The organism is uncultured Thiohalocapsa sp. (assembly GCF_913062725.1).
GTDB lineage: Bacteria > Pseudomonadota > Gammaproteobacteria > Chromatiales > Chromatiaceae > Thiohalocapsa.
Genome location: NZ_CAJXWY010000026.1, coordinates 1 through 18,050 on the forward strand (window position 1 = coordinate 1; position 18,050 = coordinate 18,050).

11 protein-coding genes are annotated in these 18,050 nt (G+C 67.2%); 6 read left to right on the forward strand and 5 right to left on the reverse strand.

Going from position 1 to position 18,050, the window contains the following annotated elements:
* Positions 1 to 117 precede the first annotated feature (117 nt).
* Positions 118 to 1,869 (forward strand): single-stranded-DNA-specific exonuclease RecJ, encoded by a 1,752-nt coding sequence (recJ, locus tag QZ588_RS08980; RefSeq protein WP_295541912.1) that lies wholly within the window; start codon positions 118 to 120, stop codon positions 1,867 to 1,869.
* Positions 1,870 to 2,073: 204 nt separating this feature from the next.
* Positions 2,074 to 4,848 (forward strand): pyruvate, phosphate dikinase, encoded by a 2,775-nt coding sequence (gene ppdK / locus QZ588_RS08985; protein ID WP_295541913.1) that lies wholly within the window; start codon positions 2,074 to 2,076, stop codon positions 4,846 to 4,848.
* Between the two features lie 353 nt (positions 4,849 to 5,201).
* Here the strand turns inward: ppdK and QZ588_RS08990 are convergent, their stop codons facing one another.
* Positions 5,202 to 6,038 (reverse strand): DUF3782 domain-containing protein, encoded by an 837-nt coding sequence (locus QZ588_RS08990; RefSeq protein ID WP_295541915.1) that lies wholly within the window; start codon positions 6,036 to 6,038, stop codon positions 5,202 to 5,204.
* 344 nt (positions 6,039 to 6,382) lie between these two features.
* Here QZ588_RS08990 and QZ588_RS08995 point away from each other — a divergent pair, with 344 nt between their 5' ends.
* The gene (locus QZ588_RS08995; RefSeq protein WP_295541916.1) at positions 6,383 to 8,797 is read left to right on the forward strand and encodes an esterase-like activity of phytase family protein; all 2,415 of its coding nucleotides are present in this window, start codon (positions 6,383 to 6,385) and stop codon (positions 8,795 to 8,797) included.
* A 45-nt stretch (positions 8,798 to 8,842) separates the two neighbouring features.
* On the opposite strand, the gene QZ588_RS09000 is transcribed toward QZ588_RS08995, so the two are convergent.
* The 4 genes from QZ588_RS09000 to xrtH form a co-directional block, all read right to left on the reverse strand.
* Positions 8,843 to 10,813, reverse strand: a complete 1,971-nt coding sequence (locus QZ588_RS09000; protein WP_295541918.1) for a hypothetical protein — start codon at positions 10,811 to 10,813, stop codon at positions 8,843 to 8,845.
* Between the two features lie 88 nt (positions 10,814 to 10,901).
* The gene (locus QZ588_RS09005; protein ID WP_295541920.1) at positions 10,902 to 11,504 is read right to left on the reverse strand and encodes a tetratricopeptide repeat protein; all 603 of its coding nucleotides are present in this window, start codon (positions 11,502 to 11,504) and stop codon (positions 10,902 to 10,904) included.
* Positions 11,501 to 12,181, reverse strand: a complete 681-nt coding sequence (locus tag QZ588_RS09010) for an exosortase H-associated membrane protein (RefSeq protein ID WP_295541921.1) — start codon at positions 12,179 to 12,181, stop codon at positions 11,501 to 11,503. Before QZ588_RS09010 ends, QZ588_RS09005 begins: the two co-directional genes overlap by 4 nt.
* The gene (gene xrtH, locus QZ588_RS09015) at positions 12,162 to 12,662 is read right to left on the reverse strand and encodes an exosortase H (RefSeq protein WP_295541923.1); all 501 of its coding nucleotides are present in this window, start codon (positions 12,660 to 12,662) and stop codon (positions 12,162 to 12,164) included. Before xrtH ends, QZ588_RS09010 begins: the two co-directional genes overlap by 20 nt.
* 807 nt (positions 12,663 to 13,469) lie before the next feature.
* On the opposite strand from xrtH, the gene QZ588_RS09020 reads away from it, so the two are divergent.
* From QZ588_RS09020 to QZ588_RS09030, 3 genes are all read left to right on the forward strand, one after another.
* On the forward strand, positions 13,470 to 13,682 hold the full coding sequence (locus tag QZ588_RS09020; RefSeq protein ID WP_295541925.1) for a hypothetical protein: 213 nt from the start codon (positions 13,470 to 13,472) through the stop codon (positions 13,680 to 13,682).
* Between the two features lie 142 nt (positions 13,683 to 13,824).
* Positions 13,825 to 14,154, forward strand: coding sequence for a transposase (locus QZ588_RS09025; protein WP_295541927.1), 330 nt, complete (start codon positions 13,825 to 13,827; stop codon positions 14,152 to 14,154).
* Positions 14,155 to 14,604: 450 nt separating this feature from the next.
* A complete protein-coding gene (locus tag QZ588_RS09030; protein ID WP_295541929.1) occupies positions 14,605 to 17,994 on the forward strand; it encodes a hypothetical protein in 3,390 nt (1,129 codons plus the stop codon).
* Positions 17,995 to 18,050: the final 56 nt, after the last annotated feature.

Below are 18,050 nucleotides of genomic sequence, written 5' to 3' on the forward strand. Positions count from 1 at the left end.
CGACCGCAGGGATGCGGTCGTGAAGCCTACAGGGATGTATTCACGGCGTCCCCCGCCCGCCGCCACCCAGCCCGCCGCCACCACAAACCGAGGGGCGATGGGTATAAGCTCTGCGGCATGCGAGGAACTCCCCAATCCGCCGACGCCCCGCCCGTGCGCATCCGCCGCCGGAGCGAGTATCCCACGGCCCCCGCCAATGTACCGGCGCTGCTGAGCCGGCTCTATGCCCACCGCGGCGATGCGGCGCCGGCGGTGAGCCTGGAGGCGCTGCTGCCGGCGTCCGGCCTGCATGGCATCGACGCCGCGGCGGCGCTGTTGGCGGACCAGGTGCAGCGCGGCGGGCGGATGCTCATCGTCGGCGACTACGACGCCGACGGCGCCACCGGCAGCGCCGTGGCGCTGCTGGGCTTGCGCGCCCTGGGTGCCGCGGAGGTGGACCACCTGACGCCGAGCCGCTTCCACCATGGCTATGGCCTGAGCCCCGCGGTGGTGGACGCCGCCGTGGCGCGCCGCCCCGACCTCATCGTCACCGTGGACAACGGCATCGCCAGCCACGCCGGCGTCGAACGGGCGGCGGCCCACGGTATACCAGTCCTCATCACCGATCACCACCTGCCCGGCGCCGAGCTCCCCGCCGCCGCCGCGGTGGTGAATCCCAACCAGCCGGGCTGCGCCTTCGCCAGCAAGCATGTCGCCGGCTGCGGCGTCATGTTCTATCTGCTGGCGGCCACCCGCGCCGAGCTCGCCCGCCGCGGCTGGTTCGCCGCCGCCGGTGCGCCCGCAGCGCGGCCGGCGCCAAACCTGGCGAGTCTGCTGGATCTGGTGGCCCTGGGCACCGTCGCCGACGTGGTGCAGCTCGACCGTAACAATCGCATCCTGGTGGAGCAGGGGCTGCGGCGCATCCGCGCCGGCGCCTGCCGGCCGGGGCTGAGGGCCCTGCTGGAGGTGGCCGGCTGCCGGGTGCAGGACGTCACCGCCCGCGATCTGGGCTTCGCCGCCGGCCCCCGGCTCAACGCCGCCGGGCGGCTGGATGACATGGGTATCGGCGTGGAGTGCCTCACCGCCGACGACCCGGTGCGCGCCATGCGTCTGGCGCAGCAGCTGCACGGCCTGAACGCCGAGCGCCGGGAGCTGGAGCACGGCATCCTGGACCAGGCCACGGCGCTGGTGGAGCGCATGGCCGCCGAGCACGGCGGGCTGCCGCCGGTGCTCTGCGTGCACGGCCCAGGCTGGCACGAGGGCGTCATCGGCATCGTCGCCGCCCGCATCCGCGAGCGCTGGCACCGCCCCACCGTCGTCTTTGCCGACGCCGGCGACGGCCTGCTGCGGGGCTCCGCACGCTCCATCGACGGCCTGCACATCCGCGATGCCATCGATGCCGTGGACAAGCGCCAGCCGGGGCTCATCGCGCGCTTCGGCGGCCACGCCATGGCGGCGGGCCTGAGCCTGGCGCCGGCGCTGCTGGATGATTTCCGCACGGCCCTGGCGGCGGAGATCGAGCGCCAGCTCGGCGGCGCCCCCGCCGTGCGCGAGATCCTCTCCGACGGCGAGCTGCCGCCACCCCTGCTCACCCTCGACACCGCCGCCGCCCTGCGCCGGGCCGGCCCCTGGGGCAAGGGCTTCGCCGAGCCCCTGTTCGACGGCGTCTTCGCCGTCGGCCACAAGTGCGTCGCCGCCGAGCGCCATCTCAAGCTGCGCGTGCGCCTCGAAGGCCTGCCAACCCTCGAGGCCATCGGCTTTCATCTCGCCGAGCACCGCGGCGCCGTGGGCGAGCGGGTGCGCCTCGCCTACCGCCTCGACATCAACGACTACCGCGGCCTGCAAGCGCCGCAGCTGGTCTTCGAGCATCTGGAGCCTGTCCCTGCGTGAGCGCCTCACAGCCGCCCCGCACCGGGATGATGCCGGCGGCGCGGGCCACCTGCATGGTGCACGCCGACGGCGATGCTGATGCAAGGCAAGCGACGGGGAGACACCGCTTGGCTACTACCCGCAAAGGCGTTCCAATATGCCCTAAGCTCACTGGAGCAGAACCTTCACTGTAGTGCCGCGTAATCGACCTGGGGGTCCGCAATCATGACCGAACCGACGAAGTGGGTGTTTGCTTTCGAGGAAGGTGACGGGAAAGACAAGAAGTTGTTGGGTGGCAAGGGTGCCAACCTGTGCGAGATGACCCAGATCGGCCTCAACGTGCCGCCGGGGTTCGTCATCTCCACCGCCGCCTGCCTGGCCTATCTGGACATGCCCGAGCGCGCGCTGCCCGCCGGCGTCATGGATCAGGTGCACGCGCAGATGGCGGCGCTGGAGCGCAAGACCGGCAAGGGCTTCGGCGACCCGGACAATCCGCTGCTGGTGTCCGTGCGCTCGGGCTCCGCCATGTCCATGCCCGGCATGATGGACACCATCCTCAACCTGGGTCTCAATGCCGACACCCTGCAGGGCGAGATCAAGGCCACCGGCGATCCGCGCTTCGGCTACGACGCCTACCGCCGCTTCATCCAGCTCTTCGGCAAAGTCGCCCTGGGCGTGCCGGACGAGCTCTTCGACCGCGAGTTCGACATCGTCAAGGAGCACGCCCACGCCAAGCAGGACGTGGACCTGTCGGCGCATGACCTGAAGGAAATCTCCGAGCGCTTCCTGAAGGTGGTCGAAGAGCACACCGGCAAGCCGTTCCCGGCGGAGCCCATGCAACAGCTGGAGATCGCCATCAAGGCGGTATTCAACTCCTGGATGGGCAAACGCGCGGTGGACTACCGCAACCAGTTCCAGATCACGCCCGAGATGGCCAATGGCACCGCGGTGAACGTCTGTACCATGGTGTTCGGCAACCGCGGCGACGACTCCGCCACCGGCGTGGGCTTCACCCGCAATCCGGGCACCGGCGAGAACGAGCTCTACGGCGAATACCTGATCAACGCCCAGGGCGAGGACGTGGTCGCCGGCATCCGCACACCCAAGCCGCTGGCGCGCCTCAGCGTGGAAATGCCCGAAATGGCCCGCCAGCTCGGCGAGCTGCGCGACCGGCTCGAGAGCCACTACCGCGAGGTGCAGGACTTCGAGTTCACCATCGAGCGCGGCGTGCTCTACTGTCTGCAGACCCGCAACGGCAAAATGAACGCCGCCGCCATGGTGCGCACCTCCGTGGAGATGGAAAAGGAAGGCTACATCAGCAAGGAGCAGGCGCTGCAGCGGGTGGAGCCCATCAGCCTGGAGCAGATGCTGTTCCCCAGGCTGGATCCCAACACCAAGACCGCGCCCGTCGCCGAGGGCCTGCCGGCCTCGCCGGGTGCCGCCGCCGGCATTGCCGTGTTCGACGCCGACCGCGCCGAGCAGCTGGGCAAGGACCTGGGCCAGGACGTGATCCTGGTGCGCGAGGAGACCAAGCCCGAGGACATCCACGGCTTCTTCGCCGCCAAGGGCATCCTCACCTCCCGCGGCGGCAAGACCTCCCACGCCGCCGTGGTCGCCCGCGGCATGGGCAAGCCCTGTGTCGCCGGCGCCGAGGGCATCAGCGTCGACGTCACCCGGCGCGAGGCCATGGTGGGTGGCACCACTTTCAAAGAAGGCGACCTCATCACCATCGACGGCTCCAACGGCTACGTCTACATCGGCGCCATTCCTACCGTAGACCCGGAGTTCACCACCGAGCTGTCCACGCTGCTGGAGTGGGCTGACGAGGCGGCGCGCCTCAAGGTGCTGGCCAACGCCGACACCCCGGACGACGCCCGGCTGGCGCGCAAGTACGGCGCCAACGGCATCGGCCTGGCGCGCACCGAGCGCATGTTCAACGCCGTCGAGCGCCTGCCCGTGGTCATCGAGATGATCGTCGCCGAGACCCCGGAGCAGCGCCAGGAGGCGCTCGATGAGCTGCTGCCGCTGCAGCGCAAGGACTTCCGCGAGCTGTTCGAGGTGATGGCCCCGCATCCGGTCACCATCCGGCTGCTGGACCCGCCCATCCACGAGTTCCTGCCCGACGAGCATCAACTGGAGCGCGACCTCGCCGACCTGCGCGTGCTGGCCCAGACCACCCGCGGCATGACCGCGCTCGCCGGCACCATGGGGCTGCTGCACACGCCTGAGAACGAGCGCATCGCCTTCGACGACCTGCGCCACGTCATGGACCCCATGATGGTGGAAGAGGCCATCGCCAAGAAGGAGACCATGCTGCGCAAGGTGCGCGCCCTGCATGAGACCAACCCCATGCTCGGCCACCGCGGCGTGCGGCTCGGCATCAGCTTCCCCGAGATCTACAAGATGCAGATCCGCGCCATCCTCGAGGCCGGCGCCGAATGCGTCGCCGCCGGCATGGACGTGCAGCCGCAGATCAAGGTGCCGCAGGTGTGCACCAAGCAGGAGCTGCTGCGGGTGAAGTCCTACGTGGACGAGATCCACGCCGAGGTGGAGGCCGCCTACGGCCGCAAGGTGCCGTTCAAGTTCGGCACCATGATCGAGGTGGTGCGCGCCTGCATGCGCGCCGAATCGCTGGCGGAAGAAGCGGAGTTCTTCTCCTTCGGCACCAACGACCTCACCCAGGCCGTATTCTCCTTCTCCCGCGAAGACGCCGAGAACAAATTCCTGCCGCTGTACAACCGCAGCCACATTCTGCAGGACAACCCCTTCGAGGTGCTGGACGTGAAGGGCGCCGGCAAGCTCATGAAGCTGGCGGTGGACTGGGGCCGCGCCACCCGCCCGGATATCCACGTGGGCATCTGCGGCGAGCACGGCGGCCACCCCGCCTCCATCAAGTTCTGCGACGAGGCCGGGCTCGACTACGTCAGCTGCTCGGGTCCGCGGGTACCGGTGGCGCGCCTCGCCGCGGCGCATGCGGCCCTGGCGCATCGGGCGCAATAGCACCGGCGCGCTCGGTGCCGGCATCCGGCCGGCCCGGCATCTCATCAACACAGGGCACCAGGGCACGGTGCGGTGTCGGGCAACCGGCACCGCGCTATACCTTGCTGCGCCGAGTTACGTTCCCACTCCGGCGGGCCCGCCAGCACGACGCCGGCCAACGCCGCCGAGACCCGGGCCGCCATGCCAGCCACCGTCTCTGCGACCCCGCAACCGCATCGCGTCACCGTGGTGGAATGCTCCCGCATGGGCGAGGCCGGCTCGAAGGGGTGGAATTGGAGCTTGGCGGAGTGGTGGGCTAGGGTGGTGTGTCAGCGATCATGCGTCTGCTTCCTGATGCGTTGCTGCGCGACGGCTCAAATGGCCTCCACCTCGGTGGAGTCACCGTAGGTTTCGATGCCCAGGCTGTCAGCGACCTTCTGTGCGCGGGCATCGATCATCGGCGAGATCACGAGTAGCCGATCGGCCTGGCGCTCGTGACGGCGCTCATAGAAGCGCGCCTTGCGCTCGAAGCTGTACATGCCCGCCTTATCGATGGAAGACTTGAGCTCGCAGATGAGCAGATGGCCGTTCATGATGATGACGTCCAACTCCACCTGGTCCGGACGTCCGAACACCTCGCCTTCGTCATCATAGTCGGTGACATTGATCACCTCCACGCCGAAGCTCTTCTCCAGGATGGCGGCCAGGGCATCGCGAAAGGCCTTCTCGGACTGCAGACCCCACCGTGAGCCCAGCGCCCCGATGCCTCGATCGTAGCGCTGTGACTGTGCCATGAACTCTTCGTGGATGCGCCTGAGCTCGGCCTGATTGTCGTCCCACTTCTTGGTGTGCTCCTCGCGCATGCGCCTGAGCTCGGCCTGGTTTGCGTCCCACTTGCGGTTCTGTTCATCCCATTTCTGCGCCTGCGCCTCGCGCATGCGCTTGAGCTCGGCCTGGTTGTCGTCCCACTTTTTGGCCTGCGCCTCGCGCATGCGCTTGAGCTCGGCCTGGTTGTCTGCCCAGGCTCTGTCCTGCCGCTCCCGATCGCGCCGCAGCTCACCCAACAGCTCGTAGAACCGATCGCCGGTCTCGCGGCGGTCGGCATAGGCGTCCCGCGTCAGATCCAAAATGAAAGCCCGAAACGACGGATCATCCCGCAACCAGTTCGGCAGCTCACGCTTGACGGTTTCTTTCAGGGATTCGGTGGTCATCGCTTATCTCCCGCGGGCGCTCATCATCGCTGACGCGAGTCTAGCAGAGGGCGCGATCGCGCAGACGCTGAGCCCGCACACGCCGGGGATGCCGCTGCGCCGGCGCGGTACTCTCCAACCTGGCCTGGCGGGCGCTCATCGGCCCCGGCGGCGTCAGTGGGTTGCCCGGGCGTCGCTCCGCGAGCCAGTGGCCGACTTCGGCAGCCTTCACGAAACGCCAACAAAGCCGTAACCGCATGGTCACCGGCTGCCCTTACGCTGTTCGGCTCTTTGCAGGCGGTTGAGCGCCCCGGCGCGACCGTGCTGCGCATCCCTTGCCAGAGCCCGCAGAGAGGTCGCTGCCAATGTTTCCCCGTCGAACCATGATCGCCACCGCGGTGGCGCTCGTCACCGCCGCCGGCGTCGCCGGCGCCGACACCGACACCGACACCGCCGCCCAGATGCGCGTGCCGGCGGACGATCTGCGACAGCTGTCGGCGCAGCCGTCGTTCAATCGCATCGCCACCTTCGCAAACTACCGCAACAACAGCGACATCGGTGATGAGACCGTGTCGGAAATCGTCGCCGTCACCGGCGATGGACAAACCCTGGTCTACACCGATGCCGAGACCGCCAGCCTCGGCGCCGTCGACATGACCGATCCGAGCAACCCGCAGCCGCTGGGCACGACGCCCCTGGGCGGCGACCCCACCTCCGTGGCCACCCTGGGCAACCGCTACGCCCTGGTGGCCGTGGTCACAGACGATACCTTCACGGCGCCGCAGGGCGAGCTGCGGGTGGTCGATATCCCAACCGGCCGCCTGGTCGGCACGGGTGTCGACCTGGGCGGGCAGCCGGATGCCATCGCCGTGAGCCCCGACCAGCGCTATGTCGCCGTGGTCATCGAAAACGAGCGTGATGAGGAAATCTGCGTCGGCGGCAGCGAAGACGCGCAGCCGGTGCCCGAAGACGACGATGTCGCCATCGAAGCCTGCGAGCAGGGCGGTGGCCAGGTGGGCGTTATTCCCCAAAACGGCCCCGACACCGCCATCGGCAACCCGCCGGGGTTCCTGGTCGTTTTCGACGTGCAGGGCGCAGATCCCACGCGCTGGACCCGGCGCGTGGTCGAGCTGACCGGACTCGCCGATTTTGCACCAACCGATCCAGAGCCCGAGTTCGTCGATATCAATCCACGCAACCAGGCCGCCGTGTCGCTGCAGGAAAACAATCACATGGTGATCGTCGACCTGCCGAGTGCGACGGTGATTCAGCATTTCCCCCTCGGCGCCGTCAGCCTCGCCAACATCGACGCCACCGAAGACGACCGCATCGACTTGTCAGAAAGCCTGCTGAACCTGGTGCGCGAGCCCGACGCCGTGGCTTGGGTTCCCGCCGGTGACGACTACGCCATCGCAACCGCCAACGAGGGCGACATGTTCGGCGGCAGTCGCGGCTTTTCCATCTTCTACCCCAATGGCTTGTCGCTCGACAGCGGCAACAGCTTCGAGCATCTGGCGGTGCAGCATGGTCACTACCCGGAGAACCGCTCCGAAAACAAGGGCTCCGAGCCCGAGGCCATCGAATACGGCCGCTACGGCGACGACGACTACCTGTTCGTCGGCTCCGAGCGCGGCAGCTTCATCGCCGTCTACCAGCTCAGCGACGACGGCTGGCCCCAATTCAAACAGCTCCTGCCCGCACCCCTCGGGCCGGAAGGGGTGCTCGCGGTGCCCCAGCGCAACCTGCTCATCGTCTCCGGTGAGGTGGACGACCCCACCTACGGCGTGCGCTCCACCATCATGTTCTACCAGCTGCAGGACGCCCCCGCGAACTATCCTCAGCTGGTCTCGGCGGACGGCCCGAACGGCACGCCCATCCCCTTCTCGGCGATCTCCGGCATGACCGCCGTGCCGGGCCAGCCGAATACCATCCTGGCCGTCTCCGACTCCTACTACGCCGATGCGTCGATCTTTCGCATCGACGTCAGCGCCGAGCCCGCCATCGTCCGTGAAGCCACCACCATCACGGGTGGCAGCGGCGATTTCGACCTGGAGGGCATCGCCGTGGCGCCCGACGGCGCCATCTGGGTGGCCAGTGAAGGCGACGACCCGGGCCGTCGCAGCAACCGCCTGCTGAAAGTCAACGACGATGGCGAGGTCCTCGCCGAGGTCGGCCTCCCCGCCGACATCGAGGCCTGCCGCGCCGCCTCCACCGACACCGGTAACCTGGACAACGGCTTCGAAGGCGTTGCGGTCCTGCCCGGTCGTGGCGATCGCTACCGTCTGTTGGTGGCACAACAGCTGCCCTGGACCTACACCAACAACGTCGGCGGCATCAACTGCCGCTCCCTGGACGACGCGCCCGGGTTCACCCGGCTGTGGATCTACGACCCGCAGGCCGATGCCTGGAGCTCGGTACCCTACGAGTTGGCACCGACGCCGGAGGCGGCCAGCTGGGTGGGCCTGTCGGAGATCACGGCGCTGCCTTCCGGCCGCGACTTCGTGGTCATCGAGCGCGACAACCGCACGGGTGATTTCGCAACGCGCAAGACCCTCGTGAAGTTCTCTGTGGCGGACGCCGCCGATGGGGTCAGTGCCAGGGACAAGCGCATCTTCGATGTGATCCCGCAGCTCGAGGCCAACAACGGCTGGATCTCCGACAAGCCCGAAGGGCTTGCGGTCCTCGGCAACGGTGCGATCTATCTCTCCACCGACAACGACGGCGTCGATGACTGGTCCGGCGAGACCTGGTTCCTGCAGCTGCGCGGCGCACGGCGATAGGCCAGAGCACCGGCGTGCGGCCAGGGACGGCCGCCGCAGCCCGTGTCAGGTCGTGGCGGTGGACCCGGCTGGGCCCGCCGCTTTCCCCATCGCGCTCGAGGGGCCATCGCCCGGGCCAGAGCCCAGGCGCTGGCGGGCGAGCACCGCCAGCAGTGCGTCATGAAACGCCAGCTCCAGCTGCCGGGTGCGTGTTGCGCTGTCGAACAGCGGCGATGACGGCACCTGCTCGGCGAGAAACGTCCGCAGCTTCTCCAGCTCGCTTGGCTTGCGCAGCAGCCCAATGGTGAAATTCACATAAGCCTGCACCGTCGGCTGCACCAGCACGCCCAGCCCGGCGGCATGCAGCAGGCTGCCGCTGACGCGACCGGCGAAATTCGAGCCCTCCAGCGACACCACCGGCACGCCGGCATACAGCGCATCGGTGGTGGAGGTGTGGCCGCCGTAGGGCCATGGGTCCAGCATCAGATCACACACCTGCAGCCGCGCCAGATGTTGCGCATAGGGCAAGCGCGGGGCGGCGCGTACCCGGGCGATGTCGACGCCGTAGCGGTGTGCCAGCGCCCCCAGATGTGCCCGCGCCACCGGCCCCGGGTCCAACAGCCACAACAGGGTGTTGGGCACGGCGATGAGGATCTGCATCCAGGCGTGCCACACCTCTCCGTGCACCTTGTTGATGGCATTGAACATGCCCAGCACCCGCCAATCATCGCCGCCGGGCAGCCCCACCGCCTCGCGGCTGGGCCTGGCGGGCTTGGTGAGGGCCGCATGGTCGTTGGGCTGATAGGTGGGCGTCAGGTAGATCAGGCGCTCTGGATACTGCGCCGCCGCCGGCGCCGGCACGCAATAACGGTCCGCCACCAAATAATCCACCACCCGGCCGCCGACACTGCCGGGCCAGCCCAGGTAAGCGATTTGTACCGGCGCCGGCCGATGGCCGAGGATGCCCAAGCGGGTGGCGCGCGTCGGCCCGTTCAGCTCCACCAGCACATCGATCTTGTGCGCGCGGATCAAGGCCGCCGCATCGCGGTCGCTCAGCGTCGCCAGGGCATGGACATGATCACAATGGGATTCCAGCTCGCGGCGGATCGCCGAGCCGTCGTCCCAGCCGCTGCACAGCAGATGCACCTCGAACTTCGTGCGGTCGTGATGGCGCAGGATGCCGTTGATCAACACCGCGGTGGGATGATCGCGGAAGTCGCTCGACAGGTAGCCCACCCGCAGGCGCCGTCCCAACAGCAACTCCGGCGCCGGCGCCCTGGCTTGCGCCGGGGCGCGGATATGGCGCTGCGACCAGGTGGCCGTCACCTTGAGGTTGAGCGCCTCGTCCGCGCACCACAGCAGATGGGTCCGGGGTGACTCATCCACCGCCTCATCCCGCCCATCGGCGTAGGCCGCGCGCAGCTCCTGGGTCAGCGCCCGCACCCAGCGCCAATCGGCCACCTGCTGGGCGATGTACAGCGCCGTCGAGGTCCAGGCGAGGGGTTGTGACAGCGCCGCGTAGGCGGCCTTGGCGGTGTCATGCGCCAGCCGATGCTGACCGAAGCGCACCAGCATGTTGGCCGCCATGAGCCGCTGCTCCGGCGTCGCCGTCGTCGCCCGCACCACCTGCTGCATCGAGCGCGCCGACGCCTGACGCTCGCCCAGCCGATCCTGCAGCAGACCCACCAGCACCAGCGCGTCGATGGTGTTTGCATCCAGCGCCAGCGCGCCCTCGGCCAACTCCAGCGCCAGCTTCGGTGTGCTCTGTTGCAGGGCATTGGCCAGGGCCATGACGCGCCAGGCGAGCGAGAGGTCGTCGCGGCCGTCGGCGGCCATGGCCTCACGCAGCGCGGCGATGGCCGCCTCGGCACCCTCGGTCTGGGCCCGGGCCAGCGCCCGGTCGAGGCCCGCCTTCACGGCGGCATCCACGGGCCGCTGCGGCGGCGCGCTCGTCGCCGGCGCTGCGGCTGCGGGCGGCGCCGGGCGCGGTTCGGGCGCCGCCGCCCGGGTCTGTTTGCGCGTCTTGTGGGCGCTCATGGTCCGGCTTTGGCAAATCGCATCATGGTGTCACCGCTCGACGGCAACAAGGCACAGAAAAGGTCGCACGTCGCCCCGTCGTGGCATGCTAATCGGACAGGCTGAAGGGCTCGCGCGCCAGCTGCCGGCGCCAGCGCTGGGCCAGCGCCGCATCCCGCTCCAGGCCCAGCTCGCCGTTCTGATAGGCCGTCGCCAGCCGCTCGATGGCGCGCCGCTCTCCCTGCGCCGCGGCCTGCTCGTACCACGACAGCGCCTGAGCGACGTCCGGCTGCACGCCGTCGCCGGCCTCGTACGCCTGCGCCAGGCGCAGGGTGGCCGGCCTGAATCCATCCGCGGCCAGTCGCTCCAGCGCCTGCGCACCGGCATCGACGGCATCGGCGTCACGCCGTCGCGACAACCAGAGCAGGGCGCGGTAGTACCGGGCCCCAACGTCGCCCTGCGCCGCGGCCCGCATGAGCCAGCGCTCGGCGAGCGTCCGGCGCTCGGCGTTTACCTCGCCCTGCAGATACAGCATCCCCAGCCGGAACTGCGCCGGCGCATACCCGGTGGCGGCCAGATCCTGTAGCTGGGTGAAGGCGGCGGCGCCTTGATCGTTGTGGAGCATGGCCAGCGCCCGGCGCAAGTCCTGGGGGGCGGCGTCGCAGCCGGCCAGCACAACGACCGTGAGCCCGATCAGGAGGCCGCGACTCATGCCCGCCCGTCTCGATGGTCCAGCTCGCCGGCGGCGGCCGGCAGGCGCGAGAGCAGCCCGGTGAAGATCATCGCCCGGATGAACCGACGATTCAGCACCGCCCACATCAGCACCGGGCCAAGGGTTGGCAACACCAGCACCCCCAGCTGCCGGCCGACGCCGATGAGATGGAACTGCCAGCCTGGGTAGGGCAGGGCGAGCACATGCACCGATGGGGGCGTCACGGTGAGCGCCGGCTGGTGATTGATGACCACCGCCAACTGGAAGTGGAAGGCGAGCAGCGCCATCAGCAACACCAACGGCAGGATGCCGAGCACGGAGCCGGCGAGCAACTGGCGCAGGCGCCGGCGCAGGGGTAAGTCGCCGGGGGTCGCCAGCACCAGGCCCCAAAAGAGTGCGAATGCCGCCGTGAAGCGTCGCGGGCCCAGTGGGATGGCCGCGCTCTGCAGCGGCTGCTCCAGCAGCGGCAGGGTGGTGACCACCAGCCAGGCGTTGCCGTTCACCTCCACCGCCGGCCCCCACTGGGGCCAGATCAGTTGCAGCAGCCATGCGAAGGCGGGCGCCATCCCCGGGACCAGCAGCGGTGCAGCGAGAAACCACCACACCACCAGGGCCGCCGGCATGGCGACCAGCAGCCCGAGCCCGAAGCGGCGGAGATTAGCGGGGCGCCGGATCACGCCGGTCGTCGGCCAGGGGCATCCAGTGCAGCCACGCTAGGAAGATGAGCAGAATGTCCAGCATGATCAGCGCATCCCACAGGTACCAGTGCACCCAATCGAACCACTCCGGCTTCCAGGCGCCCAGGTAGAGCAGGCTGACGATGCGCAGGATGTTCACCGAGTGCACCGCCAGGAATCCAACGCCCATGCCAATCAGCCGGTAACGCAGGGGTGCCGGGAACGCCAGGATGGCCGCCCACATCAGCAGCGTTGCCTCCACGCCGTTGCACATGTCCAGCACCTGCACCGCAAAGTCGGGCAGCGCCAGCACGTTGTTGGTCACCACCGCGTTACCGCCCCAGGCCTGGATCAGCCAGCCCGAGAGGTGGGTGATGCCGATGGTGAAGGGCCCCACCAGGTACTCGCGTACCGCCGGCAGGTAGGCGACGGCGAACATCACGCCGAGGATGACAGGAAACAAAATGGCGAAGCGCTTCACCGCTGTAGCCCTCCAACATGCGCTGGGCGAGTCCGAACCTTAAGGGAAATCAAGCGTAAGATCAGCAGGGTCAAGGAGTGTGTCGCCCGTGGCCGCGCCGATACGTCCGCTAGGATACCCAAAGCGTCGCGGAAAGAGAAATCCCCGGTACATCTGCTGACACCCGAAGATCCGAGTGCTTTTCCCAACTGTGGCCGAAGCCGCAATGCCCCCGCCAGTCCGCGCGTCGGGCGGACCTGCTCTGCGCCGAATTTGTGCACGGTTGCAGTCATATCAGTGTGGTAATCTCCGCGGTAATAACGTCAGGGTTTAGCTGACGTCGTTACGGTCTTCAAGTGTGATGCCGGCCGTTAGAGCACGAAACGTATCTGAGGCGGGGCTGCATCAAGGCCGCCCGCCGACGCTGTGTTGGCTGTTGATGCCGCGACCGTCCTAGCCCTGCAGGCGTGATGTTCGGTGCGTCACGCGCACGGCCACCGACATAACATCCATCAAAATTTAGGCTCCAACTTGGCGAAGACGCCGTTGCGCCCTATCAAACGAGCTGGCAGGCCGACACGCTCGGCGAGCACATCGCCACCGCCGCGGGCCCGACCGGGCGCCGCGCACGCGCCCGCACCCCGGGGCGGGGCGTCGCAGGCGCTGCCATAGCCGGGCAGGTCGCCGGTGCGCGCACCCCAGAGCGCCCGGCGCTCGTGAAGCCATATATTCGGCGGATACCGGCACCGGCGGCCCCATGGCGCCCGGGCGCGCGCTCGCAACCGATGCGCGCACGCCGACCGCGGCCGTCGGAGGCCGCCGTGGCCGATGGCGGCTGGCAGCTGGCCTCCTTGCTCGGCGGCGTTGGCGGGCGACGCCGCCCCGGCGGCCCACGGCGCCGATCAGGGCCCGTGGGAGTCTGATACCTTCGCCGAGGACGCCAAGCTCTCCCTGGGACTGCTCGCCGACGGCGTCGCCTCCACCTACGAGCCGCGCGCACGTTTCATGCTCACCGGCGGCTTCACCGCCGCCTACTGCTGACTTGGCGGACAGGGCGTGGTGACTACCCATATTCGTGTGGTACCGCAGCCTGCGTATCGTCCGGATAATGGCGCCTGCTTCGCGGCACTGAGCGTCATGAGAAGCGCTGAGGTTCGCGCCAGTCATCCGATAACCGCACGGCATGCAGCATGAGACCACCCGCAAGCAAGCGAAATTGCGGCTCAGCGGGTGGGCGGCGCGCGTGAAGCGCCGTTCGGTGCGTTGCGTCGATGGCTTTCTCAAGACCTTGAATCTCCATCAGGAGGAGATCAGCAACTATGTCCCGGAGCGGTACAACAGCGGCTTTGTCGAGGGCCTGAACAACAGGATCAAGGTCATCAAGTGTCGCTGCTATGGCCTGCTCAACCGCGACCATCTCTTTCAACGGCGCTATTTGGACCTCTTCGGCTACGCACTCTGCGGACGACGAAACAACGGGTTAGCGCTGACACCCCTCGGGTCGATGGCGTGATGAACTGTCATGGTATGGACGTTAACCGGTTGAAGTGAAAAGATTATTTTGTCACGGGGAATCCCAGAGAGCCCGGTATGGACGTTACCCCATTGAAATACAAGGATTTTCCTTCCATGGGAAAGCCTGGAGAGCCGCTGTCCCGTGGCATCATAGCCGCATGTGCGGATTGCCAGGCGAGACGCCGACGAGGCGCCCATTGTCGTAGTCAGGCGATCGCTGAGTTTGATATCCTTGCACCCTGAGGGGCCGGTTCGTATCATTGCTACAACGGTCCGGTGACAAAGCCTCGACAGCCACAGCCGGTGAAATCCCAACGAGCAACGTGCAGCCCACCGACACGCAGCTTGTGCAGCTGGTAGAAGCCGGCACCACCCAGCAGCGAAGCGACACCCTGCGCTTCACCCTTGACATGCAACCCTAGAGAGAGCAGACCCGGAGCATTCGACCATGACCAGACCTCATCGCACCTCCAACGGTGCCAGCCCTTGGCCGCGTGTACGGTTGGCGGCCGCCATATCGGCCGCGCTGGGCACCGGCGCTACCCTCAGCACCAACATCTTCGCCGGCGACGTCGTTTGTGAAGACCTGACAGAACCGGCCTGGGGTCGCCCTTATGTGGTGGCCACCAACCCCGATGCCTCCGATGCCCTGCAGGAGTTCAGCTTCCGCGGCCTCGACTCCGCCAGTCCGAGCCTGGGCACGGGCCTATCGGACCCAATCAACTCCACGGCTAGCCCATCCGACTTTTCCTTCATCCCCGTCATTTCCGACGTCCTGATGGGCGTGGGCGGGTTTGCAGAGCCCACTACCAGCGATGCCGTCGCCATCTACAGCGTGGACGGCGGCGCCAACTGGTCGCTGGACACCTTTTCGTGGACGCAGTGCGGGCTCGACTCTGACGCCATACCGCCCGTGCTGCGAGATGTCAAGCTCGTTGACCTGTTCTCCGCCGACCGTGTGTCGACACTCGACGGTCTACCATTGGTATCGGGCGTTGCGGTAGGCGACGACGGCTATGTCGTCGTGGCGGCACTCGCACCCGGACTCGATATCCCATTCGACGGTCTTTGTGAGATCTACCAGCTGCCCGGCGCCCCCCGGCTGATGGCAGTGGAAACAGATGACGCCGGCACCGTAGTTCTCGGTGGCGAAGCCAATGGCGGCGAGCCGTCACTGTGGTGGTCTGGGACCAGTGCTGATGCTCTAAAGCAGGTGATGGGACTCGACGCGTTGGATAACGGCCGGGTCGAGGGTATTGCCTATGCGCCCAACTTCGAAGAGGAAGGGGGTACCTGGGTCGCCGTGGGTCGGGCGCAGTATCGCAGCCGCACCATCGGCTGGGTGGCCACCAGCCCCAACGGAGAGAACTGGGCCTTGCAGGCGGGCACCGGAGACACCGACACCAGCCTGCCGGCATTCAACGCCATCACCGTGGGTTATGTGCTCAAATCAACTGACATCGTCACCGCGGAAACTCCGCCGGAGCCGGTGTGGGTAGCGGTCGGTGACGGTGGCGCCGTTTACACCAGCAGCGACGGCGAGAGCTGGACGGCGCAAGACAGTGGGGTGGAAGAAGACCTGCGCGGTGTTCACTGGAGTGACGCAACCAGCCTCACCGGCGAATTCATCGCCGTCGGCGATAAGACAACGGTCATCGTCAGCACCGACGGCCAGACATGGGCGCAACAGGCACCGCCCGTATTCGGCCAGTCGCCCGTGCCCGCTGACCTCTACGACGTGGATGTGGCGCTCGACCTGTCCATGCTGGACATTTCGGATGACATAATGCCCGTGCACTACGCCATCCCGCTGACGCCGAGCTTGCGCGCCGTCGCCGTGGGTGACGCCGCCAGTAACGTCGACGGCCCAGACTCGATCCAAGCCGGCACCGTGGTGCAGAGCGACTACGACCGGATCTGTGCTGCAAAATTCGCATTCCCAACCAGCGATGACTTTGCCCCTTATCAGGAGGGCGAAAACACGCTGGACTACAGTGTGGAGATTACGAATGTCGGCAACTACCCGATCGGTGGCGGCATCACCGTCACCGATACCCTGCCCGTGGAACTGCAATGGGTTGGTCCGGTCGGCGACAGCATGTCCTGCACCGGTACGGAAGAAAGCGCCGAGGTGAACTGCACCTTCTTCGAAACGCTTGAGTCGACTGACACCATCTTCGGTGAATTCGAAGCCAAGGCGAACCCGGACTTCCAGTTCTACGACGGCGATACCGTTACCAACACGGCCACCGTTACCGCCATCGGGCCTGACGTCTCCTTCGACGTTTCGGAGACCACAGACGTCGTCGTGTCACAGCCCTTGGTGGAGATCAGCAAAAACTGTGTGCCCGGCATGGCCACCGACGCAACGCAGTGGGAGGCGCTCAAGAGCAGCGCGGTGCAGCCCCAGGGCGGCTTCGTCGATCCGGGCGGTGTCGTCACATGCGAGATCACCGTGAATTCGCCTGCACCCGCCTCGGCATCCACCGTCCCGCTCTCGCAGGTGACGGTCACCGAGACCTATCCGCGGAACGCCAGTTTCGTCGCCGCCAGACCGGCCCCGGACGAAGGCAATAATGTTTGGAACCTCGAGATCGCAGAGGGTGAAACAGCACCGACGATCCTGGTCACACTCAAAGTCGACCGCGATCTGGATGGCGGTGATCTGGTGACCAACGAGGTCTCTGCATCCATCGACCAGTGCCCTGAAGACCCGGCCTGCAACGCCAGCGCCGAAGATTCGGTCACTATCGTCGCATCGACGCTCGATCTCCGTCTTGAGATGACGGATCGCGCTGATCCCGTTGAGGCGGGCTCCCGCGCCATCTACGATGTCCGATGGTTCAACGGTGCCAGTTCGTCGACGGCCAACGCCACGGAATGTGTTCTGACGGATTCCTATCCCGAGGGATGGTCGTTCGTGGCCTCGCAGCCCCGGCCGGATTTCGGCACCACCAACCGGTGGACTCTCGGCAACATCCCGCGCGGCACCGGCGGTTCCGCCACCATCGCCGTGCGGGTTCCGGCGGACGCAGCGGACGGTTCGGTGGGCACCAACTTCGTCAACCTGAGCTGTGCCGAAGGTGGTGTGACTGCAGAGCAATCCACGCGTGTTGATGGTCTGCCGACGGTCGATCTCGCACTGCGCATGACCGCCAGCGAAAACACCGTGAAGCCAGGCGATGAGATCACCTACAATGTACGCTGGCGTAACGGCCCGCGGGCAAGCGTCGATGTCACGGAATGCACGCTCACCGAGACCTACCCCGAGGGCTGGACACTCGTAAGCGCGGATCCGGCACCTGATGAAGGTACCGACGACACATGGACACTCGGCGACATCGCTCCGAACACCACGGGGTCTGCGACCATCACCGTGCAGGTTCCTGAAGACGCCGAGCCTGGGTCGACCCGCATCAACAACATCGATCTGCGCTGTAATGAACAAACGCGCGCCGCAGCCGTAGAGACGCGCGTGGTAGACGTCAATCCACCGGATCCGGGTACCCTTGTGCGAATGGGCATGAGCATGAGTCCGCTGCGTACTGGTGAGTCGAACACCATCACTGCCACCAGCGGCTATGCCAACGAGCGCACGGCGTTCTTCCTCGGCGTTGGCGATGCCGCGCCCGGTATTCGCTCCTGCGAACAGGCGCAAGCCTTCGTCGATCGCCGTACACCGAACGGCGGCGTGGTCAGCAGCGGAAATGACGGCAGAGCCATTACCCAGCGGGTCATCCCGAGTCGCTTCTCGGGCAGCTCCATCTGGGGCGTGGCAATCCAGCTGCCAGAAGCCGGCGGTTGCGCGGTTGGTCTGGGCAGCTGGTCTGTCAACTGATGCATCAAAGCCAGTGACCTGCTGTCACATCGGCCTCAGGACGGGGCGCATCGGCT